The organism is Pseudomonas sp. MEJ108 (genome assembly GCF_030208985.1).
Lineage (GTDB): Bacteria > Pseudomonadota > Gammaproteobacteria > Pseudomonadales > Pseudomonadaceae > Aquipseudomonas > Aquipseudomonas fragariae.
Window position 1 is genome coordinate 53,081 of sequence record NZ_JARVSW010000029.1, and the last position, 25,560, is coordinate 78,640.

Sequence of the window (25,560 nt, forward strand, 5' to 3'; positions counted from 1 at the left end):
TCTCTGAGTATGCAACAGCGCCCCATGGATGCTGTCAAGATGCCCTAGCGGCGATGCGCGCAGAAGCCTAGTATGAGCCGCAATTTCGTCACCCAGGAGGTAAGTCATGTCGGCCAAAAAGAAGCCAGTAAATACTCCGTTGCATTTGCTCCAACAATTATCGGGCAGCTTGCTTGAACATCTGGAAGACGCCTGCTCCCAAGCCTTGGCTGATGCCGAGAAACTGCTCGCCAAGCTTGAGAAACAGCGCGGCAAGGCGCAGGAAAAACTGCACAACTCCCGCATCAAGTTGCAGGATGCTGCCACCGCCGGAAAATCCAAGGCGCAGGCCAAGGCCAAAGGCGCCGTGTCCGAGCTGGAAGAGTTGCTGGACGCTCTCAAGGATCGTCAGACCGAAACCCGCACTTACATCCTGCACCTCAAGCGTGATGCCCAGGAAAGCCTGAAACTGGCTCAGGGTATTGGTCGCGTGAAAGAGGCGGTCGGCAAGATCCTGACCACTCGCGATGCCAAGCCTGTCGCACCGAAAGCGGTCGCCAAGACACCTGCTGCCAAAGCCCCGGCAAAAACCGCAGCGAAAGCGCCGGTTAAAACAGCCGCCGCCAAGCCAGTCGCCAAGGCCGCCGCCAAGCCTTCCGCAGCTGCCAAGCCAGCCGCAAAAACTGCTGTTGCCAAGGCCCCGGTAAAAGCCGCTGCCAAACCGGCCCCACGGGCGACTGCAGCAGCCAAGCCTGTCGCAGCCAAGACAACGGCCGCCAAGCCTGCTGCAGCCAGGACAACGGCTGCTAAACCGGCCGCGGCCAAGCCTGCTGCCACCAAGGCGCCGGTTGCCAAGACCACCGCCAGCAGCGCTGCCAAACCAGCAGCAGCAAAAGCGGCGGCCGCCAAACCTGCGGCGAAAGCGCCTGTGAAAGCGCCCGTCAAGGCTCCGGCCAAAGCACCTGCCAAGGCACCTGTGAAAGCAGCAGCCAAGCCTGTCGCCAAACCTGCGGCCAAGCCTGCCGTGAAGCCAGCCGCCGCCAAACCGGCCACGCCAGCGCCTGCTGCAGCCAAGCCGACAACGCCTGCACCTGCCGCGCCAGCCGCCGCACCGGCAACACCTGCCAACGGCGCAACGCCAACCAGCGCTTCCTAAGTCTGGTCGACGGCAAGTCCAACCGCGATGCGCAGCACATGCAGCGCATCGCGGTTTTTTTCTGCGTCCCCTTCGGCAAGTTCGAGCAGCCACTCCTCTGCATTCCTCGCCTCACCCGCCGGCCAGTCCCCGGTCAGTGCCTCAAGCTTCATCATCAGACCCTGTTCGGCCTCCAGTTCCAGCGCCTTGACCTTCATTCGCAACGCACTGAGCTGTGCGTCTTCAAGCGCCGCATGGCGCCATTGGTTACGCAAATCCCGCAACGGACGCACCACATCGTCATGCCAGGGTGTCGCCAACTGCTTTATTTGCGCCACTCGCTGAGCGTCGCACGCCACGTCGCGCGTGCCCAGCCACACCCCGCAAAGCACCATGCACACGTTGGCCCCGTTGGCTTGCAGCGTCAGGCAAGCCTGTTCCACACCCGGTCGGGCGTAGAAATCGAGGGTGAAACTCCAGAGCGCTGAAGGCATAGTGATCCACCTGTTCAGGACGAAGCTGGTAGACTCCGCCGCCATTATGATTCGACTTCAAAGCCTTACCTTACAGCGTGGTCCGCAACGTCTGCTAGAAGACGCCGAGCTGACTCTGCACGCCGGCCATAAAGCCGGTCTGATCGGTGCCAATGGCGCCGGTAAATCCAGCCTGTTTGCCCTGCTGCGTGGAGAGCTGACGCCGGACGCCGGCGACTGCCTGCTGCCCGCCGACTGGCGTATCGCGCACATGCGCCAGGAGGTCGACACGCTCGAACGCCTGGCCGTGGATTACGTGCTCGATGGCGACGAGCGCCTGCGCGAGGTACAGAGCTCGCTGGCCGAGGCCGAAGCCGCGCAGGACGGTGCCGCTCAGGCCCGTCTGCATTCGGAGCTCGACAGCGCCGACGGTTATACCGCCGACGCACGCGCTCGCAAGCTGCTGGCCGGGCTGGGCTTCACCAACGAACAGATGGAGCGTCAGGTCGGCAGTTTCTCCGGTGGCTGGCGTATGCGCCTGAACCTGGCGCAGGCATTGATGTGCCCCTCGGACCTGCTGCTGCTCGACGAACCGACCAACCACTTGGACCTCGACGCCATTCTGTGGCTTGAAGACTGGCTCAAGAGTTACCCCGGCACCTTGCTGCTGATTTCCCACGACCGGGATTTTCTGGATGCCGTGGTCGATCACATCGCCCATGTCGAGCAACGCAGGATCACTCTCTATCGCGGCGGCTACAGCGCGTTCGAGCGCGCCCGTGCAGAACGTCTGGCCCAGCAGCAACAGGCCTACGAGAAGCAGCAGGCGCAACGTGCGCACATGGAAAAGTACATCGCGCGCTTCAAGGCCCAGGCCACCAAGGCCCGTCAGGCACAAAGCCGGATCAAGGCGCTGGAACGCATGGAAGAGCTGTCGGCCGCGCACGTCGACTCACCGTTCAACTTCGTCTTCCGTGAGTCCGACAAGATCTCCAGCCCCTTGCTGGACCTGTCCGATGCGCGCCTGGGTTACGGCGACAAGACCATCCTCGAGAAGGTCAAGCTGCAACTCACGCCCGGTGCACGCATCGGCCTGCTGGGTCCGAACGGCGCAGGCAAGTCGACGCTGATCAAAAACCTCGCCGGCGAGCTTGAGCCGCAAAGCGGTCGGCTGGTGCGTGGCGAAAACCTCACCGTGGGCTACTTCGCCCAGCATCAGCTCGACTCACTGGACGCCAAGGCGACGCCGTTGCTGCACCTGCAGCGCCTGGCACCGACCGAGCGTGAACAGACCTTGCGCGATTTCCTTGGCGGTTTCGACTTCCGTGGTGCGCGTCTGGATGAGCCGGTGCTGAATTTCTCCGGTGGCGAGAAAGCCCGTCTGGCGCTGGCGCTGATTGCCTGGGAAAAGCCCAATCTGTTGCTGCTCGATGAACCGACCAACCACCTCGACCTGGAGATGCGCCTGGCGCTGACCATGGCCTTGCAGGAGTTCGGTGGCGCGGTACTGGTGGTGTCTCACGATCGGCACTTGCTCAAGAGCACGACCGATGACTTCCTGCTGGTGGCCGACGGCCGCGTGCAGGCGTTCGACGGCGATCTGGATGACTACACGCGCTGGCTGGCCGATTACCGGCTGCGCAACGCTCCGGTCAGCAACACGCCCGTCAACGCCGACAAGACCGACAAGAAAGCCCAGCGCCAGCAGGCAGCGGCCTTGCGTCAGCAACTGGCGCCGCACAAGCGCGAAGCCGACAAGCTGGAGCGTGATCTCGGACTGGTGAATGAAAAACTCGCCAAGGTCGAAGAAGCGCTGGCTGACAGCACCAACTACGAGGCGGCCAACAAGGACAAGCTGCGCGATCTGCTGGCCGAACAGGCGAAGCTGAAAGTGCGCGAAGCCGAGCTGGAAGACGCCTGGATGCAAGCGCTGGAACTGTTGGAATCAATGCAGGCCGAACTGGAAGCATTGTCGTGAGTGAGGCAGGGAAGTGATGGACATGTTGGGCTTGCCGGTATCCGCGTACTGGCTTGAACCGCTGCTGGTGGGTGCGCAGATTCTGCTGATCCTGCTGGCCGGTTACGTACTGCAACGCATCGTGGGTGGTTTTCTGACCGGGCTGGGCGAGCGCTATCCGTTGCCGCCAGAATTGCTGGTGCCGGTTCGCGGCGGCCTGCGCTGGTTGATCATGGGCAGCGCCTTTGTGCTCGTCCTGGGTCGACTCGGGGTGTCGGCCACGGTGCTGTGGACTGCACTGTCCGGCTTCGTCGCCGTTGCGGCGGTGGCGTTCTTCGCCATGTGGAGCGTGCTGTCGAACCTGCTCTGCGCCATTCTGATCTTCACCATCGGCCCGTTCCGCATCGGTGACATGGTCGAGCTGGTCGATACGCTGGACAAGCCGGGCGTGAAGGGGCGGGTGGTCGCCATCAATCTGATGTTCACCACTCTGATCGAGACCCCGGAAGCCGGAGGCGCGCTGGTCCAGGTGCCCAACAGCCAGTTTTTCCAGAAGTCGGTGCGCCGCTGGCGTGGCAGCGATCTGTTTGCGCAGATGGTGGTCGCAAAGCAGCCGGACGAGCAGGATTAGAAATCGTTAGCTTTGCAAAGCAACCCGCATTAATTTACTGAGCATTCGACTTTGCTTGAGGTGCACGATGGCGCTTGAAACGTGGCTGGGCTTTTTTGCGGCCTGCTGGATTATCAGTCTGTCTCCCGGCGCGGGCGCCATCGCTTCGATGTCCTGCGGCCTGCAATACGGTTTCTGGCGTGGCTACTGGAATGCCCTGGGCTTGCAGATTGCGTTGGTGGCACAGATCGCGATTGTCGCGGCAGGTCTGGGTGCAGTGCTGGCGGCCTCCGATATGGCGTTCACACTGATCAAGTGGTTCGGCGTCGCATACCTGGTCTATCTCGGCATCAAGCAATGGCGCGCCCTGCCAGCCGACCTGGCCGACGAATCAGCCGTGCGCCCGGTGGGCAAACCGATGACGCTGGTATTGCGTGGTTTTCTGGTGAATATCAGCAACCCCAAGGCGCTGATCTTCATTCTGGCGATCCTGCCACAGTTCATCGACCCGGCCGCTCCGCTGCTCATCCAGTACGCGATCATCGCGGCGACCATGGTGGTGGTCGATCTGATCGTGATGGCGGGCTACACCGGGCTGGCATCCAAGGTGTTGCGCCTGCTCAAGACGCCTCGCCAGCAACGTCGCATGAATCGCACCTTCGCCAGCCTGTTCGTGGGCGCGGCAGGTTTCCTCGCGACGTTGCATCGCGGTACGGCCTGAAACGTGTCGGTCTCGAGCCCTGAGCAGACACCCGTTCTGCTCAGGGCGACTGAAGGCTGAACGTAAGATTCTGTAACAAAAATAGACCTCGACTATTGAGTAGTGCCGTTGCGGCGTTAACAATGCAACGCTTCGCATTCCCGTCGAGATTCTGTAATGCCCGTCCATTCTCGTTTTCTTGCCTGGTTACTGTTGCCGCTCCTGGCGCTGGGCAGCTGCGTTGCGCTGGCCGACCCGGTCGAGGGTGCAGCCCAGGCGCTGCATCTGCTGGATTACCTGGGGGCCGATTACCCGGCGACCGTGGCAGACGGCAAGGTCGTGGACACCGTCAAGTACCAGCAACAGGTCGATAACCTGGCTGCGTTGCAGGGCCTGGTCGTTGCCTTGCCGCAGCGCGCCGAGCGGGATGCTCTGGAGCAGGCGGTCACCCAGCTGAAAAGCGCTGTGGCGGGTCGACAGGACCCTTCGCAGGTCACGCGTCAGGCGCGGCAGTTGAGTGCCAGGCTCGCGCTTGCCTACGAGGTCAGTCAGGCCCCGGCCATTACGCCGGACCCGGCCCGTGGCGCGCCTTTGTACGCCCAGCATTGTTCGGTGTGCCATGGTGACAGCGGTGCAGGGGACGGGCCGGCAGGTATCGGCCTGGAACCGCCGCCCTCGAACCTGCGGGATACCGCGCGGCTGGATCGCCTGAGTCTCTACGATCTCTACAACGCGACCGGGCTGGGTATTGCCGGCACCGATATGCCCGCGTTCGCCGACCAGCTGGATGATCGCCAGCGCTGGGATATAGCGACCTATATCGCCAGCTTCAGCGCGCAACCTGTCGCCCAGCCTGCCAAGACCTTCAACCTTGCCGACCTGGCTCGCCAGACACCGGCCGAAATCCAGGCAGCCGAAGGTCCGGACGCTACCGCCACCTTCCGGGCCCAGCGCGCGCAGCCACCACAGGTACAGCGCGGCCCGGCGCAACTGCTGGATTACACCAGTGTAACGCTGGACAAGAGCCTGGCAGCCTACAAGGCCGGTGATCGCGAGCAGGCCTATGATCTGTCGGTCGCGGCGTATCTGGAGGGTTTCGAGCTGGTCGAAAGCTCGCTGGATAACGTCGACGCCAATGTGCGCAAGGACACTGAAAAGAGCCTGATGGCTTACCGGCAGTCCTTGCAGGACAGCATGCCGCTACCTCAGGTTGCGCAGAAGCTGGAAGCAGCCAAAGGCAAGCTCAGGGAGTCGGCGGACCTGTTGGGCAGCGACGGCCTGAGCCTGTCACTGAGCTATATTTCGGGCCTGTTGATTCTGCTGCGTGAAGGACTGGAAGCGATTCTGGTACTGGCGGCGATTCTGGCGTTTCTGCGCAACACCGGCCAGCAGTCTGCCGTACGCAGCGTCAACATCGGCTGGGGTCTGGCGCTGCTGGCCGGGCTGGCCACCTGGGCGCTCGCGGCGTATGTCATCGACGTCAGCGGCGCACAGCGGGAATTGCTGGAAGGCGCCACCGCGTTGTTCGCCAGTGTGATGGTGCTCTGGCTCGGGGTGTGGATGCATGACCGTCGCCACGCCGCTGCGTGGCAGGACTACGTCAAAAGCAGCCTGGTCGGCGGCGGCGGTCGTTTCGGCTTCGCGGTGCTGGCGTTCTTCTCGGTCTACCGCGAGCTGTTCGAAGTCATCCTGTTCTACGAAACCCTGTGGCTGCAGGCAGGACCGGCCGGGCACGACGCCGTGCTGGCGGGCGGTGCCACGGCGCTGGTGCTGCTGGTGGGCCTGGCGTGGATCATCCTGCGCGGCTCGGCGAAGCTGCCGCTGTCGCTGTTCTTCGGCATCAACGCTGCGCTGCTCTGCGCACTGTCGGTGGTGTTTGCCGGTCACGGCGTCAAGGCGTTGCAAGAGGCGGGCATATTCGGCACACGGCCGGTGCCGTTCTTCGAGTTCGACTGGCTGGGCATTCACGCCGACCTGTACTCGCTCGGCGCACAGGCCATCGCCCTGATCGCCATTGCCGTGCTGTACGGCAGAAGTCGTCTGACCGAGAAGCGCAGGCTGCAGACGGCAGACTGAAACTTCACGCGTGCTCAAGGACAAGCGGCGCCCGCCGCTTGTCCTGACTGTATGTTTAAGTGCTATTAAAGCCCTCCTTTAGATAGTTCCCGCCCTGTATAAAAAACCACCTGTTACTTCTGCCAGTAGACGCCCTTTTTCTTCAAGCCTAGTGTAGCGAAACGCCAACTCGGCTATCGGGTACTGGCGCATTTACCTGAGAACGAGGTGGGTGATGGCCAAGTATGAGATTCGGTTGTGGGCTGAAGACATTGAGGAACATGACCATCCTGAAATAGCCATTGAATTTTATGAAAACGATGATTTGCAAGAGCATGCCTGGGTCAGGCTGCACCCTCATGGCAAGCACAAGATTCGCGGCGAACTGGGAAGGGACGAGGAAGTTCTGACCGACCTGGCATTGGCCTTCAGGAAGAAGGTGGCTGAGTTGGTGGATTGGTGACGCCTGGTAATAAAACCTGATTTACGCAGGTGCCGGAAAGGTATGCAGTACTGGCATCTCAATCAATAAAAGAGGATTGAGAACATGGCTAATTATGAAGTAAGACTTTCAAGCGCCGAACTTGAAGGCGACGCGACGCCTGAAGTACTCGTAGAGTTCTGGGACAGTGAAGCTGTCAATGAAAGAACAGGCCGCAAGGGAGACGTGGCGTTTACGGCGTTTGTAACGGCTTCCGGTAACGGCGACGGTTACGATACGGTCAAGAGCAAAGCCGACGTTGATGGGGTAGAGGGAATCGATGGCAAGGATGACGCCATTTTGATCGAACTGGCCAAAGCATTCACCAAAATGAATCTTTCCATCAAGTAAACAGCGACACGACCGTCAGGAGTGAGGGGCACTTTCGATGCCCCTCGACATGCTGAGTCAGACGTTGATCACTCCAGATCAACCGGCTTCTTCAACTTCGGGTTCGGGAAGAACTGTACACCCTGAACCTTGGGATCCGCCGGTTTGACCACCGCCTTGTTGACCCGCGTACCCAACTCCTTCGGTATCGAAATACCCTGCTCGTTGAGCGTATCGCTGTAGCCGCAACTGACGCACTCGCGATGCGGCACGTCGTTTTCGTTCCACATCATCAGTTTGTCGGGCTCGCTGCATGCCGGGCAAACCGCCCCGGCGATGAAGCGTTTCCTGGTAATGACTACCGGTGTATCGGTCATGCTGCCGCGTCCTCACTCAAGCCACTGTGACGCAACAATGCGTCAATCGACGGCTCGCGTCCGCGGAAGTCGACGAACAGCACCATCGGTGCCTGCGAACCGCCACGTGCCAGAATGGCTTCGCGGAAGGCGCGTCCGGTTTCAGCGTTGAGCACGCCATCTTCCTCGAACTTCGAGAACGCATCGGCGGACAGCACTTCAGCCCACTTGTAGCTGTAATAACCGGCGGCGTAACCACCTGCGAAGATGTGCGCGAAGCTGTTCGGGAAGCGGTTGTAGGCAGGCGGACGCATCACTGACACTTCGTCGCGAATGCCTTCCAGCACGTCCAGCACGCTGCGGCCGTCGCCATGCGTGGCATGCAGTTCGAAGTCGAACAGCGAGAACTCCAGCTGACGCACCATCATCAGGCCGGACTGGAAGTTCTTGGCAGCGAGCATCTTCTCCAGCAGATCCTGCGGCAACGGCTCGCCGGTTTCGTAATGACCGGAGATCAGCGCCAGGCCTTCGGGCTCCCAGCACCAGTTTTCCATGAACTGGCTCGGCAACTCGACCGCGTCCCAAGCCACGCCATTGATACCGGATACCCCGGCATGCTCGACGCGGGTCAGCAGGTGATGCAGGCCATGACCGAATTCGTGGAACAGCGTGGTGACTTCGTCGTGGGTGAGCAGCGCAGGCTTGCCTGCGACAGCGGGTGTGAAGTTGCACACCAGATTGGCCACCGGGCTTTGCAACGTGCCTTGCGCCGTACGGCGACGGTCACGCGCGCCGTCCATCCAGGCACCGCCACGCTTGTTGGCGCGGGCATACAGATCGAAGAAGAAACGCCCGACGTGCTGGCCGTTTTCCTTGATCTCGAACAGACGAACATCCGGGTGCCAGGTGTCGAAGCCTTTCTGCTCGGCAATCTCGATGCCGTACAGGCGTTGAACGATGGTGAACAGGCCGCCGAGCACCTTATCGACAGGGAAGTAGGCGCGCAGGATTTCCTGGGAAACGCTGTAGCGCTGCTCGCGCAGCTTCTCGCCGTAGAAACCGCTGTCCCAGCTTTGCAGATCCGGGCAGCCCTGTTCGGCGGCATAAGCCTTGAGCTGCTCCAGGTCCTGGGCAGCAAAAGGCTTGCTGCGCTTGGCCAGGTCACGCAGGAAGCTCAGCACCTGATCGCTGGACTCGGCCATCTTGGTCGCCAGGCTCAGTTCAGCGTAGTTGGCATAACCGAGCAATTGCGCGAGTTCCTGACGCAGGTCGAGGATCTGCTCCATGACCGGCGTGTTGTCGTTCTTGCCGGCGTTCGGGCCTTGATCCGATGCGCGGGTGGCGTACGCCGCATAGACTTCCTCGCGCAGTGCGCGGTCTTCGGCGTAGGTCATCACCGCGTAGTAGCTCGGGAATTCCAGCGTGATCAGATAGCCTTCCAGATCCTTGGCCTTGGCCGCGGCGGCCATCTGCTGCTTGGCAGAGTCGGTCAGGCCGGCGAGGGCGGACTCATCGGCAACCAGCTTGGTCCAGGCCTGAGTGGCATCGAGCAATTGGTTGGAAAACTGGCTGCCCAGCTCCGACAGCTTGCTCTGCACTTCGGCATAGCGCTTCTGCTGCTCAGGCGGCAGATCGATACCGGACAGGCGGAAGTCACGCAGCGATTGCTCCAGAATGGTCTTCTGGCCAACGTCGAAACTGGCGGCCTCGGGGCCATTGGCCAAGGCTTCATAGGCCTGGAACAGCGCGCGGTTCTGGCCCATCTCGGTGGAGTAGGCGCTCAAGGCCGGCAGGCACGATTCATACGCTTCGCGCAGCTCGGCGCTGTTGCACACGGCATTGAGGTGGCTGACGGGGCTCCAGGCAGCGCCCAGGCGGTCGTTCAGCTCGTCCATGGTCAGCACCAGCCCGGCCCAGGTCGGTGTCGAACCCTGTTTGGCGAGGATGTCGGCAATCGCGGCGCGGTTATCCGCCAGGATCTGTTCGATAGCAGGTTTGACATGCTCGGCACGAATCGCCGAAAAGGGTGGCAGGTCGTACGATTGCAGAAGAGGGTTGTTCGCGCTCACGGTTTTGCACCTTGCCTTGAAGAAACACTCAGCCATCTTAATTACAATCGACGCCGACCGCAGCAACCAAACCCGCTCTACACGCCTATCACTGCCAAAGAAGGAGCCTATCGTGGCCATTCGCAAGTTTCAGGAGCACACCCCAGCCCTCGGCGAACGGGCCTTTGTCGATCATTCAGCGGTGGTAATCGGTGACGTCGAAATCGGCGCCGACAGCTCCGTCTGGCCGCTGACCGTGGTGCGCGGCGACATGCACCGGATCCGCATCGGCGCCCGCACCAGCGTGCAGGACGGCAGCGTGCTGCACATCACCCACGCCGGCCCCTTCAACCCGGACGGTTTTCCGCTGCTGATCGGCGATGAAGTGACCATCGGCCACAAGGCCATGCTGCACGGCTGCACAATCGGCAATCGCATCCTGGTCGGCATGGGCACCACCATCATGGACGGCGCGGTCGTTGAAGACGAAGTGATCATCGGCGCCGGCAGCCTGGTACCGCCGGGCAAAGTGCTGGAAAGCGGCTTTTTGTACGTCGGTCGCCCGGTCAAACAGGTGCGCGCCCTGACCGAAAAGGAAATCGCCTTCTTCCCGTACAGCGCGACTAATTACGTGAAGCTCAAGGATCAGCATCTGGCGGAAGGGTTTGATAAGGGTTGAGGCCCGCTATTAATACTGCGCTCTGCACTCAGTCGGCCTTCAATTCTGGCCGAAGGCCGTAGGAGCGAGCCGGGGCGACGCTTCCCTTGTTCGCGAAGACCGCGGTTCAAACGCCCTTTGTGTGGGCGCTGTACCGACCTCTTCGCGAGCAAGCTCGCTCCCACAGGAGCTTCAAGGCATCAACGCCTGCAGCGCCGCCTTGCGCGCCTCGGCAGGCATCCCGCCCAGCTTCTCCACCGCTCGATAAAACGCCTGCCAGTCGCCATTCTCCTGCCTGAACAACGTCTCGAACGCTGGCACCCATTGATCGTAAAGACCAAAAGGCAGCAGTTTAGCGTTGTTCATCGGGCTGTTGATCCAGGCATCGAAACGCTTGTCGCCAGCCCACTGCTCATCCCGCAACGCGCGGTAGTCACGGCGCATCCGCTCGAATTCCTCAGCCTTGCGCGCGCGCATCACTTCGGCCGACAGCGGCTGACGATAAAGCGCCTTGAGTCGCTCCCGGGTGTCGAGCACCAGCCGGGTAAACTGATCACGCCGTGCCGACTGCGAAACACTCTCCGGCGGCAATCCCCGCGCCGCACGCCATTGCCGCGTACCTTCCTGCTCGACGAAACTGGCGTAGGACTCGTTGAACTCCGTGTCGTCCTTCACATAAAAACGCTGATGCGCCAATTCATGAAAAATCAGCGTGGCCAGACGCTCGTCACCCCAGCCCATCATCGAACTGAGAATCGGATCATTGAACCAACCCAGCGTCGAATAGGCTTCCACGCCACTCAAATACACATCCTTGCCCGCCTGCCGCTGCAACGCCGCCTCGCCACGCGCCCCGCCAGGGCTGTAATAACCGCGATACGCGACACACCCGGCAATCGGAAAACAATGCGTGACCGGCTCCAGCGAGAACTCATCCGTCGCGAACACATTCCACACCACATAAGGGCGGCCCAGATCGGCATACAGGCGGTAACTCTTGTTGTCCGGCAGATGCAAATGCTCACTGGCAAACGCCCGCGCCAACTGAGACCGGGCCAGATGCTCGCGCAAACCTGCATCCTGAGTCGGGTCAGCCACGATTTTCTCTACCGGCTCGCGCGCCTGCAGCAACTGCCACTGCCCTTGAGCCAACTGGCCGTAATAGGAAACGCTGGAGCAGCCGGCAAGCAGCATGACGGCCGTCAGCGCTAGCAGGTGGCGAAGGCGTGTGGGCATAGACAGGAGGCGTTGGTGAATTGAATATGGTGATGTTATCCCGGACGAACCAGTTGCTTGCATAATTCACCTTCAACTGGCGCGGTTGATCATCCATAACGCAGCTAACGAATGTTGTGGAACCTAATGCGTAGTTGGATTCGATGGATATCTGAGGTATATCACAGCAACAGTGAAATAATCTCAGAGAAAACGCAAATTACTGATTTTTTACGACGCCCACCTGCAGCTACGCTGCCAGCAGAGTGACATTCATGAACACGGGCTTTAAGAAGTCAAAGCTTCGCATGAGGTCCGGGCCAGAAATTGTGGGTGGGAAAAATCCAAAGACGATTTCCCTATACAAGTCTTAGCGCAGATGCAGGAGGAATTGGAAGATCTACATCCCGACGCGAACGTGAGGCGTCGGATGCATTTTCACATTATCTGAGCCAGAAGGGAGCACTTGAATTTACATTCGGACCTAGAGGCGATCAACGGAGGGGATTGTGTTTTTTTGAAAATTCTGCCTAATATCACCTATCATATCTAGGGACAGAAATATGCACCTCGTAACGAAATCATACTTTGATACCTTCTGCAAAGACTTTGGTGCTCCATATGAAGAGTCGAAGAACTTTGAAGCATTTGTCAGCTATTGTGCTTTCTCCAAATACTCTGGAGATAGGGTTGAATCGAGCGACTTGGTCTATGAAGGCGCTGACCCGGGCATAGATGGCGCTCTACTGTTCCTTGATGATCGCGCTGTATTCTCATTAGAAGAACTGGATGAGATCTTCGAAACAAGCAGGCGCGAGTATAAAGTAACGATTGTACTCATCCAAGCAAAAAGATCGGTGACTTGGTCTAAGCAAGAGATTGACTCTTTTGTTGCCGCCATCGTTGATTATTTATCAGAGGCACCAGCACAACCTCATAGCCAGTACCTAGCAACATTCAAGGAAATGTTTAACAAAGTATTTGAAAATATCGGTCGAATTCGAGGCGGACTCCCTGATCTGCACGCTTATTTTTTCTCCGCAGCGCCAGATACTGACGCGGTGGAGATTAATGCAGCATTCCAAGTCGGCGAAGTCGCACTTAAGCGAATGGGGTATTCTAACGAGACCCAGCTTATTAAAGCTCATCGAGAGCTAATCCACGAATTATGGCTGTCGGCTGACGGGCCAATGGAAGCAAGATTACCAACTGTCGGCTATGCGCCATTTCCCGCTGCGCCCGATATCAACAATGCTTATGTCGCCACTGTAACCGCTCGAAATTTTATAGATTCGGTTCTTAAAGATCCAAACGGAAATCCTCGAAAGAAACTATTCGAAGAAAACGTGCGTGATTTTTTGGGAGTAGATGTCGAAGTTAACTCTGAAATTGCTGAAACACTAAACAGTGCTGATAAAAAGCAACGCTTTGGCCTTATGAATAACGGCATTACCATAGTAGCATCCAGCATTCGGCCAGCAGGACAAGAAATTTTCATACGTGACTTTCAAATTGTAAATGGATGCCAGACCTCCAACATCCTTATATCTTTAGATGCACAAGTTGACAATACCGTAAGCTTAATGATTAAGCTTATCGAAGCAGACAAGCCCTCAGTAATTGACGATATTGTTCGTGCGACAAACCGACAATCAAAGGTTGAGGATGCACAGTTTATATCTACCCTTGATGCTCTACGCATTCTAGAACAATATTTTAATGCAAGAGGAGCTACAGAGGCGAACAGAATTTACTTTGAACGCCGCAAAGGCCAGTATAGAGCTGAGAACGTTGCACCCGCACGTATATTCGATGCTCGGGAGGTGGCACGGTGTTACGCAGCAGTAGTTATGATGCGCCCCGACTTGTCAAGTAGATATCCAAATAGATTGACAGGAGATCTTTTAAATGACGTCTTTTCGCCAGGGCGACACGAAGAAGACTATTATACTGCCTGTTACATCTATTATCGACTGAGACTCCTTACAGGTAATAAGAGGTTTGATGGTAGATACTCGAAGCTTCGTTGGCATGTCATGACAGCAGCATCAAAATTTTGCGGGGCAATGTTCAAGGCGTTTGATTGCAAAACTAAAAACGAAGCATTATACAATCTATTTTCCGCTAATGATGGCATTTGGTTTGACAGACTGGACACATTAATTAGGACTGCAATACCTGATCCAGATATTTCTCGCGACTTGCTTAAATCGCCGCCCCTCACGGCTACAGTGTTAGGAAATGTAGACTCTGTAATTAACTAAAGGGATTATAAATCAAATCAGTGCTGCTAGCATGCGAATACTAGCAGCATAAAGCTTGGTACTATGATAAGTAAACTTTTCTGGCAATGCCAATATAGACCCTCATCAAAACAACTATCTGACAAGATTTTTGCGCTTGTTTATTAGTCTAGCTCAGGCGTGAATGCAATCAATGAACGAATGAATATAAGAAATTTGGTCTATTAAGGCTTGCGGCTGGCACCTGTCTATAGGACTAATTGGATTTGACCCTTCTCAATCTCAAACTATTAAGGCACGAGCTACCTGTCCTCGTGACTCTCGAGCGCAGCAAACAATTTCTCTGTTGACGCCACTACTAGCGTCCCAAAGCGTTTCGGGACGAGCGGTCGAATTATATTGCACATGTATTTATCAGCCCTGAAATAGGAAACGTATGGAGTATAAAGAGAATGAATCATATCCACAAAATCGCTAGCTTTAATTCTGCGGGGACGCTCCGTAAAGGAGTTTTGAAGCGAGTCATAGAAGGTGTTGATGCAAATATAAATCCCAGGACAATATTCTTCGATATCCTTCGCATTATTGCATTCCGACGCTTCGGGCAATAGTAATTTTAGCAGACGATTTACTATATCGACTACCCCCTGCGTTTTTAGCTTCTCCCAGCTTGATGCGGTTACTACTTTATTCAATTCAGTACGGTCGACTTCTGGTAGACTTTCCAACTTTTCTCTTAGCCCCATGATAGTTACGGTACAGCTTTCCATCATTTGTTTTGCCGGGCGCCTGACCCACTCAACAATAGGGCCTAACTGTTGGTGGTAATGGTTAAACCATTGTGCCATATAGCTTGGATCGCGCAGACTTTCTAGAAAAGCTACATTGGCTTCCCCCCGAGTCGATCGGCCTAGAACATAGTTCTTGAGCACTTTAAAATCGCGGGGGCGCATGGGTATTTTATGAATCAGCTCGCTGTAGTCTGCTTGACCGAAACGCCTCTCAACGTCCTTACGAAATTCCCCGCTCTTCTTTGTTGTGCCCGCCTTAACTGTCCTCCGCATTTTCCGGTTGAGTGGATAACTTTCCATTTCCCGCTGTAATTTTCCAGCAATATCTAATTCATCTATTGGATTTATGAGTGTTCCCATATCTGGAAACCATTCGCCATCTCGATTAAGAGCGTTTATGGGTTGAAAGCTTCGCTCGACCAAGCGAGAAAGCTCAGCCTTTATGAGCCTATCAAAGGAGATCAGCGTATTCCGCCCACAGAGTTCTACCATCAAATTAGTACGCAGCAATGCGGCATTAGAGTGCTTTTGATCCAGAGGAGACATCTCTGATATATGAGCACCGGAAAATACGAATAGAAACTTGCCGCTGAGCTTTAGTGCTTTAAGCGTTGCTACATGCTGTGCTTCGGTCTCTGTGAGCTGAGGTTTGCTCAACGCCGAGTAATCGCAACTATCGAGGTACACTAGAACTGGTTTGATAGTCTGCAATTTTTTACACCCTTGGTTAATCAAAATCTGTAAATGCCTAGGTAGTTCACGGTATCACCTATGCAGCCATAGACAATTGTAAAAACTTTGTTAAGGCGAAGCCGTATATTTAACGAGTGGTTCTGTACAATGATCTACACCTTAGAAGCCTCCTACACTAACGCAAAGCATATAGTCAACACCAATAAAGATCCGAAAGCAATCAGCCTAACCTGAACTTTTTACCATTAAAACACACCTTTTCACATACCTTCGTCAATGCCCACCGTCGAAAGAATTTTGCATGCCTGCAAATTCAATTACGCAAATCGCGCCGGTCCAACACAAACTCAGCCTGCGTGCCCTCATAAAAGGCCTGGCAAGGCGCTCGCACGATCATCCGCTATGGACGCTTCTTGAGAGCAATATCAACCAAGCCGTGAATCACCCGCTGAGTCGATTATTCCGGATGGTTAGTGGCGTCGACTCCGGCTTATACGTTGTTGGCGGAACAGCCGCTGGATGTGCTGTTCCGATCTTGGCGTAAGTGTTTTCTGTGCGTTTCCCGGGGATTCGGATCGAATCATATTTATGGCCGTCGCAGCTCAATGATAAGTCTCTGAAGTTTTCGGAAGGCATAGCGACGCTGGAAATGCTGTCGCACATTTACACTATGGTCGTGATACGGCGAAGCGAAAGGTGTTGCTCAGCGCTGCGTTGTTGTCCGGTCTGGCGAAGTGGGTCGATAACTTTATGTGGGCGTTTCTGCGCTAGTTACCTAGTGCGCAGTTTAAACCGCTGAGGTTCATCGCTGACCCTTCGGTGTTGTTGGTGGTGTTTGGGTGATCATCGGCATTCGTGTGAGTATGACGCTGCTGGGCGGTTTGGCGCCGGGGTAAGCCTGAGAGTGTGCTCGACGCTGGCGTCTCTGGCGATTGGCTGTGGGATCTACACCTTGACCAGAACGCTTAGCGGTAAGATCCGGGCCGTACCCAAGGCGGGAACTGCGCTTGGTCTGGTGCTCTCGATCATTCTGATGGTGAGTCTGCCGTACAGTTGTTCGCCGTCAATCTGTGAATGGCACTGATGACCATCCTTCTGCGATTTGCCTAGCAGCGGCAGCGGCGCGGCTGGTCGGCACCACTGTTATTCCGCCGATCTGGGCGATAGGGCAGTTGTCGCAATTGAGCTTCGGGGTCGTCGCGCCCGCTTCCTGCCAAGCACTGCCACCTTTGGTCTGGAGTTTGTGTTTCCAGTGTCAGTGTCGTTAATGATGGCCCTCGGCGCGCTGCTTACCTGGACAGTCTGCTGCCGGTGGGAGAGCCTTACTGAACGATTCGCCATAACCGCCGCTGCGGGTTTGATCGCCGGGGAGAGTATTACGGAAATGGGTGCGTGGTTGTGGCAGATGTTTGGTAATGAGAGAGTAAAAATTTCCGGCGGTGATCTGCTCAGGAATGAAGATGATCCGGGCACGAGCCTTATTGAACCCCCAGACACATCACGTTCAGCGCCTTTGAAAGGCGCTTCTTACATTAACGCACACAACAAAAAACCCACCGTGCAGGTGGGCTTTGGGTATTGCTATATCATCTGTCCGTGGGGGGAGGCATAAGCCAGCTAGGCCCTCGGCTAGTGGACAGACTGTAGGGAGATTTGCAGTTGTCGTCAATGTCAGCTTTAGAGGTCGCAAAAGCAATCAGATTATCCATTTCATCTGCCCGGATTTCGACGTATGAAAACGCAGCGCTCGCTGTGGGCCGAGGTCTTGATGAGGCCATAACTCTATATGCCTGGAACGCCCTCGTCTCTGGAGCGTTCCTTACGCCTCTACACCTGTGCGAGGTGATTGTCCGTAACGGTGTTGCAGACGCAATCGCTTCGGTTTACGGCCCCCGGTGGCCTTGGAGTCCCGGCTTCGAGCAGAGCTTGCCGAATGTTACAGGTCCGGTTTTCAAGCCAAAACAAGAGCTTGCAAGAGCCAGACAGAAATGTGGCACAACCGGCGCCGTTATCGCAGAGTTGAAATTCGTCTTTTGGGAAAAAATGTTCAAAAAACGGTTTGAAGGCCGTATCTGGGCCACCTATCTATACCGCTTTTTTCCAAACCTCGAAAAGTGTTTCACTGTATCTGCCCACCGAGCAAAGATCGCGGCTGATCTCGAACAAATTCGATTGCTTCGACATCGAATTGCTCACCATGAGCCGATATTTTCACGAAACCTGAGAAGCGATTTTGCCGTTATCCAACGCTTGACTGAAACACGCTGCGCAGTTTCTGCAGACTGGATGAATGGCCAACAGCAAGTCATGTCAACGGTCGCCACTAAACCTTTTTAAGCAGAGGTACAACTTCGGTGCCATTCCGTCTTCTGATACTGATAACCGCACTCACCCTCGCCGGATGCGCCGGCCCCTTGCCTGCCGTCAATCCGGACATGGCGTGGGTCGACATGCGCACCATCACCGGCCAGTTGATCATGGGCGACAAGCTCGATGGCAGGAACACTTACGACGGGCGCTATTTTCAGGTCACGCCGGGCAGCCATGAGTTGCAGGTGCGTTATGACTATGAGTACCGCTCGGGCGGCATGGGGATGATCGGCGACGAGTACACCGAGATCACCTGTTACGTCAGTGTTCGTTACGACCACTTCGCTGCCGGGCAGCGTTACGTGCTGGAGGTACGCTCACTGGCGAACAGTGTCGACGCGTGGCTTTACGATGCAGAGCGCAAGGTGGTGGCCGAGGAGGAAGAAGAGGGCGGGGTGCACTGCATCTGATCAGCGACCGTTGAGCTGATAGATGATTTTTTTCGTACCGTTGTCGCAGCTGCCGACGATCATGCTGGGATCGGTGGCTTCTTCGTTACTCACGATTTCCAGCGTGTAGGACGTGACATTGTTGGCCTGGATCTTGGCCTCGATTTCAGCCTTGAGCTCTTCGCAGGATTTCGGTGCCGCCAGGGCGCTGGTTGCCAGCAGGGTGCAGGTCGCTGCCAGAATAAAACGTTTCATGCTCGACTCCTGATCATAATCAAACCATGCGTCAACCAACGCATGACCGATGAAGCAAGCCAGCTTTATACAGCAGATACAGGAGCGCACAAGGCGCCCCCGCAAGGCTGGCTGTGAATCAGCTCAGCAATGTAGCGTCCAGGGTGATCTTGGCGTTCAACACTTTCGAGACCGGGCAGCCTTCTTTGGCCTGCTTGGTCAGTTCGTCGAACTTCTCTTGGGTCGCGCCTGGCACTTTGGCCTTGAGGGTCAAATGCACAGCACTGATCGCGAAACCGCCTTCTACCTGATCCAGCGACACTTCAGCCTGAGTATCGATGCTTTCAGCAGTCAGGCCTGCACCGCCCAGAATCATGGACAATGCCATCGAGAAACAGCCTGCATGGGCTGCGCCGATCAATTCTTCAGGATTGGTGCCTTTGCCGCCTTCAAAACGTGCCTTGAAGCCGTAAGGTGCTTCGCGCAATACGCCGGTTTCCGTGGAGATGCTGCCGATACCGCTTTTCAGATCACCTTCCCAGTGGGCGGATGCTTTCTTGACGATGCTCATGGTGGCTCCTTTTGGAATGAATTTGGATCGTTGCTGTTACAGCATTCTGAGGATAGACGGCTCTGGAAAGTTCAACCGTCGGAAAGACCTACCGTTTCAGTAGGTTTTTCTACACTGCCCCATTGAAAAGCCGGACTTGCGCCCGCACTGCTGTTTCATCGTGGGCAGCTCCAGCAGCCGGCCCATCACAATTCGAGGAGCTACCCCGGCCTATGAAACGTCTGGCAGATGTAAAAATTTCCACCCTTGATCTGGTGCCGGTGCGCCACGACAAAGGGCCCGCCGAATCGCTGCGCAACTCGCTCAACCTTGCCCAGCATGTCGAAAAGCTGGGCTACAACCGCTTCTGGGTGGCCGAGCACCACAACATGGACGGCATCGCCAGTTCAGCGACCGCGGTGCTGCTCGCCTACCTGGCAGGCGGCACGTCGACCATTCGTGTCGGGGCTGGCGGGATCATGCTGCCCAACCATGCGCCGCTGGTGATCGCCGAGCAGTTCGGCACCCTGGCCAGCCTGTATCCCGACCGCATCGACCTGGGTCTGGGCCGCGCACCAGGCTCCGACCAGATGACTGCGCGTGCCTTGCGCCGCGAGCGCTCCGGCAGTGCCGATGACTTCCCGGATGATGTCACCGAGCTGATGGAATACCTGGGGCCGCGCACGCCTGATCAAAAAGTGATCGCCGTACCCGGTTCAAACACCAACGTGCCGATCTGGCTGCTGGGCTCGAGCCTGTTCAGCGCCCAGCTGGCAGGCATGCGCGGCTTGCCGTATGCGTTCGCATCGCACTTTGCGCCGCGCTACATGCACGAGGCGATTCGCGTGTATCGCAATCACTTCCAGCCATCGGAAGTGCTCGACAAGCCTTACGTGATGCTCGGCGTGCCCCTGTCGGCAGCCGACACCGACGAGCATGCCGAATACCTGGCGACATCGGTCTATCAGCGCATTCTCGCGCTGATGCGTGGGCACAGCCTGATGCAGCGCCCGCCTGTCGAGTCAATGGACGGCCTGTGGCTGCCACACGAGCGCGAGGCAGTAGCAAGCTTCCTCGGGCTGGCGATGGTGGGTGGCCCGGAGAAGATCCGCGCCAAACTGGATGTGCTGCTTGAGCAGACCGACGCTGACGAGTTGCTCTTTACCTGCGACATGTACGAGCACCAAGACAGGTTGCGTTCCTACGAGATTCTGGCGCAGGTCGCGCACGGTTAAGCGACTTTCCGAATCGGAAAAAACCAGCCACAAACAGAATCGCCCCGGACTGGATGACAGTCCGGGGCGATTCTGTTCGTGAAACCTGCAAACGGGATTAACCGGGCCGACCGGCCTGCGCCTGGCCCGGTTGGCAATCAACCGCGCTGGTAAACGATTTCCTTGGTGCCGCCTTCGCAGGTGCCGACGACTTGCTTGTCGGCCGCGCTGCCTTTCTCGACCACTTCCAGCGTGTAGGACGTTACGCCCTTCGCCTGGAGTCTCGCGTCGAGTTCACTTTTCAACTCTTCACATGGCTTGCCTGCCGCGAGGGCAGTGCCTGCAATGCTCAGCAAGCCTACAGCCAACAAAAACTTCTTCATGGGTAATCCCTCTCGTCCGGCCAAATGAAGACGCCATCGGAACAGGCGCCCATTGAAAATCCCCACGCTCACACATCAACCGTGTGGCCATATCAGTGTGTGTAGCGCAGGTTATGGCAATCGGCCAGTCGAAAGGTTCAGATCACCCTTAGCTGTTGGTGATGCGGAAGCCCACTTTCAACGTTACCTGGAAGTGCGCGACTTTGCCGTTTTCGATATGGCCGCGGGTTTCGGTCACTTCAAACCATTCCATCAGGTCGAGGCTTTTGCTGGCTTCGGCCAGGGCATTGTTGATGGCGTCTTCGATGGTGGTCGTGGAAGAGCCGACGATTTCAACTTTCTTGTACGTGTGATGATCGGACATGGCAGTTCTCCTGAGGTCTGAAAAAGACGCGATATAGAGCGCGCTCCCTGCTTCTGTCAGGAGAACGCGCGCAAAAGTTCAGACCTTTGCAAAAATCCCATCGCACTTTCCAAAAAGCGCGGAGTCCGAAACAACACGCCCAATCATCATTGCAGGAGAAACACCATGGCTACTACGTCACTTCGCAAAGCCTCGTTGCAGAGTATGGAAGCTGAAATCGAGAGCCTCCTGAAGTCCCTCGAGGGCCTGAAAGCCGACGCTACCGACGAGTCGCGCAAGACACTGAAGAATCTGAAAGCCAACGCTGAAAGCGCGCTGAGCCATTCGCGCAGCCTGCTCAGCGATGTCTACGAAGACGTCAAAGAGAAAACCCGCGAGAACGCGCTGGCAACCCGTGACTACGCTCAGGAACACCCTTGGACCACCGCTGGCGTTGCGGTAGGTGCCATCGGCCTGATCGCTGCCTACATGCTGTTCAAGCGCGGTAACTGATCAGTTTCTGATCGGTTCCCCGGACCGCTTCAGCTCATTTTTCAACCACTGAGCAAGCTGCTGCGCCCGTCCATCGGCCGCACGTCTGGGTACCCAAAGCGCCAGCTGCGCCGGGGTTTCACTGAAGCCCCATGGCGCAGCCAGGCGACCGGCTTTCAGGTCATCGATGACCAGAGGTTCCGGCGCAATCGCGATGCCAAGGCCTGCCACGGCCGCCTCCAGCAAATAATACAAATGCTCGAACCCCTGCCCGTAACGCAATGACTGCGGGTCGATGCCGTTCTGCTGCGCCCAGCTTGGCCACGCCTGCGGACGCGATGTGGTTTGCAGCAATGATTCTTCCAGCAACGCCTCGGCAGGTGCATCGCACAAACGCTCGAACCGCGCGAAGCGCGGGCTCAGTACCGGGCCGATCCGCTCGCTTGCCAGTTCGAAGACCTGCATGTCTGCCGGCCATGGCGGCTCGGCGAATATCAGCAGGGCATCAAGACCTGGTCGACGCGGGTCAAGATCACCTTCGCCCGCCGACAAGTGCAGACGCAGGTCCGGCAGCTCGGCATTCAGGCGACTCAAGCGCGGGATGAACCAGCGCGCCAGCAGGCTGCCGGAGCACCCCAACACGAACGGCGCGTCTGCGCTGCCCCTGCTCAGCTCTGCACATACACCACGCAACCGATCAAACGCATCGCCACTGACATCGCGCAGCCGAATACCGGCATCTGTGAGTTTCAAGCCTCGTCCGTCCTTGCTGAACAGGCTTGTACCCAAGTGTTCTTCAAGCACTTTCAATTGGCGGCTGACGGCGCCATGCGTCACGTTCAGCTGTTCGGCCGCCTGACTGACACTGCCAAGCCGGGCAGTGCTTTCAAAGGCGCGCAATGCATTGAGGGGAGGGAGGTCGCGGCTCATGATCTGTGAGTTTTCCTGACAGGTTGCAGCGATCTTATCGGTTTTCATCCGGCCTTGCGCTGGTTAAAGTGGACCCATTGCCAATACGGCTCAACCTATTCGCCCAATACTGCAACTGGAGCACTTCATGACCCAGACCAATTTCCGCAGCGGCCCCGACGCCAACGGCCTGTTCGGCTCATTCGGCGGCCGCTACGTGGCTGAAACCCTGATGCCGCTGGTGTTAGACCTCAACCGCGAGTACGAAGCGGCCAAGGCCGACCCGGAATTCATCAAAGAAATGGCTTACTTTCAGCGCGATTACGTGGGCCGTCCCAACCCGCTGTACTTCGCCGAACGCCTGACCGAATTCTGCGGCGGCGCGAAGATCTACTTCAAGCGCGAAGAGCTCAATCACACCGGCGCGCACAAGATCAACAACTGCATCGGCCAGGTACTGCTGGCCAAGCGCATGGGCAAAAAACGCCTGATAGCGGAAACCGGCGCCGGCATGCACGGCGTTGCCACTGCTACCGTTGCTGCACGTTTCGGTCTGCCTTGCGTGATCTACATGGGCGCTACCGACATCGAGCGTCAGCAGGCCAACGTGTTCCGCATGAGGCTGCTGGGCGCTGAAATCGTTCCGGTCACCTCCGGCACCGGCACCCTGAAAGATGCGATGAACGAAGCGCTGCGTGACTGGGTGACCAACGTCGACGACACTTTCTACCTGATCGGCACCGTGGCAGGCCCGCACCCTTACCCGGCGATGGTCCGTGACTTCCAGGCCATCATCGGCAAGGAAACCAAAGAGCAGATGCTGGAGAAGGAAGGTCGTCTGCCGGACAGCCTGGTTGCCTGTGTCGGTGGTGGTTCCAACGCCATGGGCCTGTTTCATCCGTTCCTGGATGACGCCAGCGTGGAAATCATCGGCGTCGAGGCGGGCGGTCATGGTGTCAGCACCGACAAGCACGCGGCCAGCCTGAACGGCGGCGTACCGGGCGTGCTGCACGGCAACCGTACCTACCTGCTGCAGGACGGCGACGGACAAATCACCGATGCGCACTCGATCTCTGCCGGCCTGGACTATCCCGGCATCGGCCCGGAACACGCATTCCTGCACGAAGTGAAGCGCGTCGAATACGTCAGCATCACCGATGATGAAGCGCTGGATGCTTTCCATCAGTGCTGCCTGCTCGAAGGCATCATCCCGGCGCTGGAAACCGCTCACGCCCTGGCCGAAGCCATGAAGCGCGCGACCAACCTGCGCGATGATCACCTGATGGTCGTGTGCCTGTCCGGGCGCGGCGACAAAGACATGCAAACCGTCATGAACCACATGGCCGCCGCCGAACACACTCAGGAGCAGCTGGTATGAGCCGTCTAGAACATTGTTTCGCCCAGCTTAAAACCGAAGGTCGTGCGGCGCTGGTCACCTTCATCACCGCCGGTGACCCTGGCTACGACACCTCGCTGAAAGTCCTGAAGGGCCTGCCTGCGGCGGGTGCTGACGTGATCGAGCTGGGCATGCCGTTCACCGATCCGATGGCCGACGGTGTGGCGATTCAGCTGGCGACGCTGCGTGCTCTGGACGCTGGCCAGACCCTGCAGAAAACCCTGCAGATGGTCAGCGAATTTCGTGTCGACGATCAGACCACGCCGATTGTGCTGATGGGTTACTACAACCCGATCCACCGCTTTGGCGTCGAAGCCTTCGTGGCGCAGGCAAAGGAAGCAGGCGTTGACGGTCTGATCATCGTTGACCTGCCACCCGAGCACGACGCCGAGCTGGCGACGCCTGCACAAGCGTCCGGCATCGACTTCATCCGCCTGACCACACCGACCACTGACGATGCGCGTCTGCCGCGTGTGCTGGAGCGCAGCTCCGGGTTCGTCTACTACGTGTCGGTTGCCGGTGTGACCGGTGCTGGCTCGGCTACCACCGAGCACGTCACTGAAGCCATCGCTCGCTTGCGCCGCCATACCAAGCTGCCGATCAGTGTCGGTTTCGGTATCCGCACACCCGAGCAGGCCGCAGCGATTGCGCGTCTGGCTGACGGCGTGGTCGTGGGCTCGGCCTTCGTCGACAAGATCGCCAGTGCCGAGTCGCCGGAGCATGCCGTCGATGGCGTACTGACGCTGTGCGCGGCACTGGCCGAGGGCGTACGTAGCGCTCGCAACTGAGGGTAAAGTTTCTGATACAGAGGAATCAAAGCCTGAGCAGCGGTTCTATGTAGCAAGACATAAGGGGTTCATGACCAACGTCATGAACCCCTTTTTGCTGCATCGCGTGAAGCCGAGGAAGCACCATGAAACTGCCAAACCGTTTTATCACCGGACTGGGTATCTTGATGATCAGCGCCAGTCCGCTGCTGCAAGCTGCACCACCTGATCAGCGCGGTGATGGCCCGGACGACAATCGTGGCGTTCAACAGCCGGGGCCGCAGAACAATGGCGGGCATAACGAGCGTGGCAACGACCGTGGACCGGGCAATGACAATGGCAGGGGTCCCGACAAAGGCCCGGCCAGCCAACCAGGCAGACAGGCGCATCAGGACAACCGCGGCGGCAACCGCCCACCGCAGGATTTCGGCCCGGTACGCGAGACTTTCCAGCAACACCGCGACGTCATCGGTCGGGGCCAGCCGTTGCCGCCGGGCGTACACATCGCCAAGGGCCATCCTTTGCCACCTGGTTACGGCAAACGCCTGGACAGCCGCTCGCTGCAATACCTGCCACAGTATGACGGCTACGAATGGCGCCGCCTGGGCACCGACGTGGTGCTGATCGCCGTGGGTTCGGGGATTGTGTATGCGATTCTGGATGGTGTGTTGAATTGATGGTCTGCTGCCGTCCTTGAAAGCGCGGCGACGCGCAGACGTGTGACACGGAGCGTCACGCAAGGCATTCCTCATCGTTATACACAAGTCCGCTTTTGATTCTGGCCGAAGG

Annotated in this window: 26 protein-coding genes and 1 pseudogene; 17 read left to right on the forward strand and 10 right to left on the reverse strand. The window is 57.5% G+C overall.

Features of this window, described 5'->3' with window-relative positions; translation table 11 throughout:
* The first annotated feature begins 106 nt into the window (after positions 1-106).
* Complete coding sequence (locus QRN50_RS14935) at positions 107-1,135, forward strand: AlgP family protein (RefSeq protein ID WP_024651185.1); 1,029 nt, start codon at positions 107-109, stop codon at positions 1,133-1,135.
* Here QRN50_RS14935 and QRN50_RS14940 read toward each other — a convergent pair.
* The gene (locus QRN50_RS14940) at positions 1,132-1,608 is read right to left on the reverse strand and encodes a TIGR02444 family protein (protein WP_024640025.1); all 477 of its coding nucleotides are present in this window, start codon (positions 1,606-1,608) and stop codon (positions 1,132-1,134) included. The genes QRN50_RS14935 and QRN50_RS14940 overlap by 4 nt on opposite strands.
* Positions 1,609-1,654: 46 nt before the next feature.
* Here QRN50_RS14940 and QRN50_RS14945 point away from each other — a divergent pair, with 46 nt between their 5' ends.
* The 6 genes from QRN50_RS14945 (at position 1,655) to QRN50_RS14970 (ending at position 7,741) form a co-directional block, all read left to right on the forward strand.
* Positions 1,655-3,565 carry an ATP-binding cassette domain-containing protein gene (locus tag QRN50_RS14945; protein ID WP_011266153.1) on the forward strand — a complete coding sequence of 637 codons (1,911 nt, stop codon included), beginning with the start codon at positions 1,655-1,657 and terminating at the stop codon, positions 3,563-3,565.
* Positions 3,566-3,581: 16 nt separating this feature from the next.
* Positions 3,582-4,175: a mechanosensitive ion channel family protein gene (locus QRN50_RS14950; protein ID WP_024651188.1), complete on the forward strand. Its 594-nt coding sequence runs from the start codon at positions 3,582-3,584 to the stop codon at positions 4,173-4,175.
* Between the two features lie 67 nt (positions 4,176-4,242).
* Positions 4,243-4,875, forward strand: coding sequence for a LysE family transporter (locus QRN50_RS14955; protein ID WP_011266152.1), 633 nt, complete (start codon positions 4,243-4,245; stop codon positions 4,873-4,875).
* Between the two features lie 156 nt (positions 4,876-5,031).
* The gene (locus QRN50_RS14960) at positions 5,032-6,930 is read left to right on the forward strand and encodes a cytochrome c/FTR1 family iron permease (RefSeq protein WP_096127012.1); all 1,899 of its coding nucleotides are present in this window, start codon (positions 5,032-5,034) and stop codon (positions 6,928-6,930) included.
* Positions 6,931-7,144: 214 nt separating this feature from the next.
* Entirely contained in the window at positions 7,145-7,372 is a 228-nt protein-coding gene (locus tag QRN50_RS14965) for a hypothetical protein (protein WP_003401541.1), read from the forward strand.
* An 84-nt stretch (positions 7,373-7,456) separates the two neighbouring features.
* Positions 7,457-7,741, forward strand: coding sequence for a hypothetical protein (locus QRN50_RS14970; RefSeq protein ID WP_003318443.1), 285 nt, complete (start codon positions 7,457-7,459; stop codon positions 7,739-7,741).
* 68 nt (positions 7,742-7,809) lie between these two features.
* On the opposite strand, the gene QRN50_RS14975 is transcribed toward QRN50_RS14970, so the two are convergent.
* Both QRN50_RS14975 and prlC read right to left on the reverse strand, forming a co-directional pair.
* On the reverse strand, positions 7,810-8,097 hold the full coding sequence (locus tag QRN50_RS14975) for a YheV family putative zinc ribbon protein (RefSeq protein WP_003401539.1): 288 nt from the start codon (positions 8,095-8,097) through the stop codon (positions 7,810-7,812).
* Positions 8,094-10,145, reverse strand: coding sequence for an oligopeptidase A (prlC, locus tag QRN50_RS14980; RefSeq protein WP_003401537.1), 2,052 nt, complete (start codon positions 10,143-10,145; stop codon positions 8,094-8,096). The genes QRN50_RS14975 and prlC overlap by 4 nt, the downstream gene beginning before the upstream one ends.
* Before the next feature lie 112 nt (positions 10,146-10,257).
* On the opposite strand from prlC, the gene QRN50_RS14985 reads away from it, so the two are divergent.
* Positions 10,258-10,803: a gamma carbonic anhydrase family protein gene (locus tag QRN50_RS14985; RefSeq protein WP_003401536.1), complete on the forward strand. Its 546-nt coding sequence runs from the start codon at positions 10,258-10,260 to the stop codon at positions 10,801-10,803.
* 171 nt (positions 10,804-10,974) lie between these two features.
* On the opposite strand, the gene QRN50_RS14990 is transcribed toward QRN50_RS14985, so the two are convergent.
* A complete protein-coding gene (locus tag QRN50_RS14990) occupies positions 10,975-12,018 on the reverse strand; it encodes an aminopeptidase (RefSeq protein WP_096127011.1) in 1,044 nt (347 codons plus the stop codon).
* Positions 12,019-12,560: 542 nt separating this feature from the next.
* On the opposite strand from QRN50_RS14990, the gene QRN50_RS14995 reads away from it, so the two are divergent.
* Positions 12,561-14,261: an AIPR family protein gene (locus QRN50_RS14995; protein ID WP_096127010.1), complete on the forward strand. Its 1,701-nt coding sequence runs from the start codon at positions 12,561-12,563 to the stop codon at positions 14,259-14,261.
* A 281-nt stretch (positions 14,262-14,542) separates the two neighbouring features.
* On the opposite strand, the gene QRN50_RS15000 is transcribed toward QRN50_RS14995, so the two are convergent.
* Positions 14,543-15,742, reverse strand: coding sequence for a hypothetical protein (locus QRN50_RS15000; protein ID WP_096127016.1), 1,200 nt, complete (start codon positions 15,740-15,742; stop codon positions 14,543-14,545).
* A 283-nt stretch (positions 15,743-16,025) separates the two neighbouring features.
* On the opposite strand from QRN50_RS15000, the pseudogene QRN50_RS15005 reads away from it, so the two are divergent.
* The 3 genes and pseudogenes from QRN50_RS15005 to QRN50_RS15015 form a co-directional block, all read left to right on the forward strand.
* Positions 16,026-17,141, forward strand: a pseudogene (locus QRN50_RS15005) (OPT/YSL family transporter); the annotation flags it as partial.
* Between the two features lie 251 nt (positions 17,142-17,392).
* Positions 17,393-18,061, forward strand: coding sequence for a hypothetical protein (locus QRN50_RS15010; RefSeq protein WP_162885206.1), 669 nt, complete (start codon positions 17,393-17,395; stop codon positions 18,059-18,061).
* Positions 18,062-18,078: 17 nt separating this feature from the next.
* Positions 18,079-18,504 (forward strand): PA0061/PA0062 family lipoprotein, encoded by a 426-nt coding sequence (locus tag QRN50_RS15015; RefSeq protein WP_080267722.1) that lies wholly within the window; start codon positions 18,079-18,081, stop codon positions 18,502-18,504.
* Here QRN50_RS15015 and QRN50_RS15020 read toward each other — a convergent pair whose 3' ends face one another.
* Both QRN50_RS15020 and QRN50_RS15025 read right to left on the reverse strand, forming a co-directional pair.
* The gene (locus QRN50_RS15020; protein ID WP_003318449.1) at positions 18,505-18,738 is read right to left on the reverse strand and encodes a DUF1161 domain-containing protein; all 234 of its coding nucleotides are present in this window, start codon (positions 18,736-18,738) and stop codon (positions 18,505-18,507) included.
* Between the two features lie 118 nt (positions 18,739-18,856).
* A complete protein-coding gene (locus QRN50_RS15025; protein ID WP_003340074.1) occupies positions 18,857-19,288 on the reverse strand; it encodes an OsmC family protein in 432 nt (143 codons plus the stop codon).
* 212 nt (positions 19,289-19,500) lie between these two features.
* Here QRN50_RS15025 and QRN50_RS15030 point away from each other — a divergent pair, with 212 nt between their 5' ends.
* Positions 19,501-20,502: an LLM class flavin-dependent oxidoreductase gene (locus QRN50_RS15030; protein WP_011266144.1), complete on the forward strand. Its 1,002-nt coding sequence runs from the start codon at positions 19,501-19,503 to the stop codon at positions 20,500-20,502.
* A 137-nt stretch (positions 20,503-20,639) separates the two neighbouring features.
* On the opposite strand, the gene QRN50_RS15035 is transcribed toward QRN50_RS15030, so the two are convergent.
* Together QRN50_RS15035 and QRN50_RS15040 are read right to left on the reverse strand one after the other, a co-directional pair.
* On the reverse strand, positions 20,640-20,864 hold the full coding sequence (locus QRN50_RS15035) for a DUF1161 domain-containing protein (protein ID WP_003318454.1): 225 nt from the start codon (positions 20,862-20,864) through the stop codon (positions 20,640-20,642).
* Positions 20,865-21,012: 148 nt separating this feature from the next.
* A complete protein-coding gene (locus QRN50_RS15040) occupies positions 21,013-21,228 on the reverse strand; it encodes a dodecin (RefSeq protein ID WP_003318455.1) in 216 nt (71 codons plus the stop codon).
* A gap of 165 nt (positions 21,229-21,393) precedes the next feature.
* On the opposite strand from QRN50_RS15040, the gene QRN50_RS15045 reads away from it, so the two are divergent.
* On the forward strand, positions 21,394-21,720 hold the full coding sequence (locus QRN50_RS15045) for an ElaB/YgaM/YqjD family protein (protein WP_003318456.1): 327 nt from the start codon (positions 21,394-21,396) through the stop codon (positions 21,718-21,720).
* Here the strand turns inward: QRN50_RS15045 and QRN50_RS15050 are convergent, their stop codons facing one another.
* Positions 21,721-22,677 (reverse strand): LysR family transcriptional regulator, encoded by a 957-nt coding sequence (locus tag QRN50_RS15050; RefSeq protein ID WP_011266143.1) that lies wholly within the window; start codon positions 22,675-22,677, stop codon positions 21,721-21,723.
* Positions 22,678-22,756: 79 nt separating this feature from the next.
* Between QRN50_RS15050 and trpB the strand changes: the two genes are divergently transcribed.
* The 3 genes from trpB to QRN50_RS15065 all read left to right on the forward strand — a co-directional run bounded on the left by trpB (position 22,757) and on the right by QRN50_RS15065 (position 25,448).
* The gene (gene trpB / locus QRN50_RS15055; protein WP_003401519.1) at positions 22,757-23,986 is read left to right on the forward strand and encodes a tryptophan synthase subunit beta; all 1,230 of its coding nucleotides are present in this window, start codon (positions 22,757-22,759) and stop codon (positions 23,984-23,986) included.
* Positions 23,983-24,792, forward strand: coding sequence for a tryptophan synthase subunit alpha (trpA, locus tag QRN50_RS15060; RefSeq protein ID WP_096127008.1), 810 nt, complete (start codon positions 23,983-23,985; stop codon positions 24,790-24,792). Before trpB ends, trpA begins: the two co-directional genes overlap by 4 nt.
* A 125-nt stretch (positions 24,793-24,917) precedes the next feature.
* Complete coding sequence (locus tag QRN50_RS15065) at positions 24,918-25,448, forward strand: anti-virulence regulator CigR family protein (protein ID WP_096127007.1); 531 nt, start codon at positions 24,918-24,920, stop codon at positions 25,446-25,448.
* Positions 25,449-25,560 lie beyond the last annotated feature (112 nt).

Coding starts and splice junctions, on each gene's coding strand:
- QRN50_RS14935 (WP_024651185.1), top strand. CDS start 107: ATGTCGGCCAAAAAGAAGCCAGTAAATACTCCGTTGCATTTGCTCCAA.
- QRN50_RS14940 (WP_024640025.1), bottom strand. CDS start 1,608: ATGCCTTCAGCGCTCTGGAGTTTCACCCTCGATTTCTACGCCCGACCG.
- QRN50_RS14945 (WP_011266153.1), top strand. CDS start 1,655: ATGATTCGACTTCAAAGCCTTACCTTACAGCGTGGTCCGCAACGTCTG.
- QRN50_RS14950 (WP_024651188.1), top strand. CDS start 3,582: ATGGACATGTTGGGCTTGCCGGTATCCGCGTACTGGCTTGAACCGCTG.
- QRN50_RS14955 (WP_011266152.1), top strand. CDS start 4,243: ATGGCGCTTGAAACGTGGCTGGGCTTTTTTGCGGCCTGCTGGATTATC.
- QRN50_RS14960 (WP_096127012.1), top strand. CDS start 5,032: ATGCCCGTCCATTCTCGTTTTCTTGCCTGGTTACTGTTGCCGCTCCTG.
- QRN50_RS14965 (WP_003401541.1), top strand. CDS start 7,145: ATGGCCAAGTATGAGATTCGGTTGTGGGCTGAAGACATTGAGGAACAT.
- QRN50_RS14970 (WP_003318443.1), top strand. CDS start 7,457: ATGGCTAATTATGAAGTAAGACTTTCAAGCGCCGAACTTGAAGGCGAC.
- QRN50_RS14975 (WP_003401539.1), bottom strand. CDS start 8,097: ATGACCGATACACCGGTAGTCATTACCAGGAAACGCTTCATCGCCGGG.
- QRN50_RS14990 (WP_096127011.1), bottom strand. CDS start 12,018: ATGCCCACACGCCTTCGCCACCTGCTAGCGCTGACGGCCGTCATGCTG.
- QRN50_RS14995 (WP_096127010.1), top strand. CDS start 12,561: ATGCACCTCGTAACGAAATCATACTTTGATACCTTCTGCAAAGACTTT.
- QRN50_RS15010 (WP_162885206.1), top strand. CDS start 17,393: ATGTCAGCTTTAGAGGTCGCAAAAGCAATCAGATTATCCATTTCATCT.
- QRN50_RS15020 (WP_003318449.1), bottom strand. CDS start 18,738: ATGAAACGTTTTATTCTGGCAGCGACCTGCACCCTGCTGGCAACCAGC.
- QRN50_RS15025 (WP_003340074.1), bottom strand. CDS start 19,288: ATGAGCATCGTCAAGAAAGCATCCGCCCACTGGGAAGGTGATCTGAAA.
- QRN50_RS15030 (WP_011266144.1), top strand. CDS start 19,501: ATGAAACGTCTGGCAGATGTAAAAATTTCCACCCTTGATCTGGTGCCG.
- QRN50_RS15035 (WP_003318454.1), bottom strand. CDS start 20,864: ATGAAGAAGTTTTTGTTGGCTGTAGGCTTGCTGAGCATTGCAGGCACT.
- QRN50_RS15040 (WP_003318455.1), bottom strand. CDS start 21,228: ATGTCCGATCATCACACGTACAAGAAAGTTGAAATCGTCGGCTCTTCC.
- QRN50_RS15045 (WP_003318456.1), top strand. CDS start 21,394: ATGGCTACTACGTCACTTCGCAAAGCCTCGTTGCAGAGTATGGAAGCT.
- QRN50_RS15050 (WP_011266143.1), bottom strand. CDS start 22,677: ATGAAAACCGATAAGATCGCTGCAACCTGTCAGGAAAACTCACAGATC.
- trpB (WP_003401519.1), top strand. CDS start 22,757: ATGACCCAGACCAATTTCCGCAGCGGCCCCGACGCCAACGGCCTGTTC.
- trpA (WP_096127008.1), top strand. CDS start 23,983: ATGAGCCGTCTAGAACATTGTTTCGCCCAGCTTAAAACCGAAGGTCGT.
- QRN50_RS15065 (WP_096127007.1), top strand. CDS start 24,918: ATGAAACTGCCAAACCGTTTTATCACCGGACTGGGTATCTTGATGATC.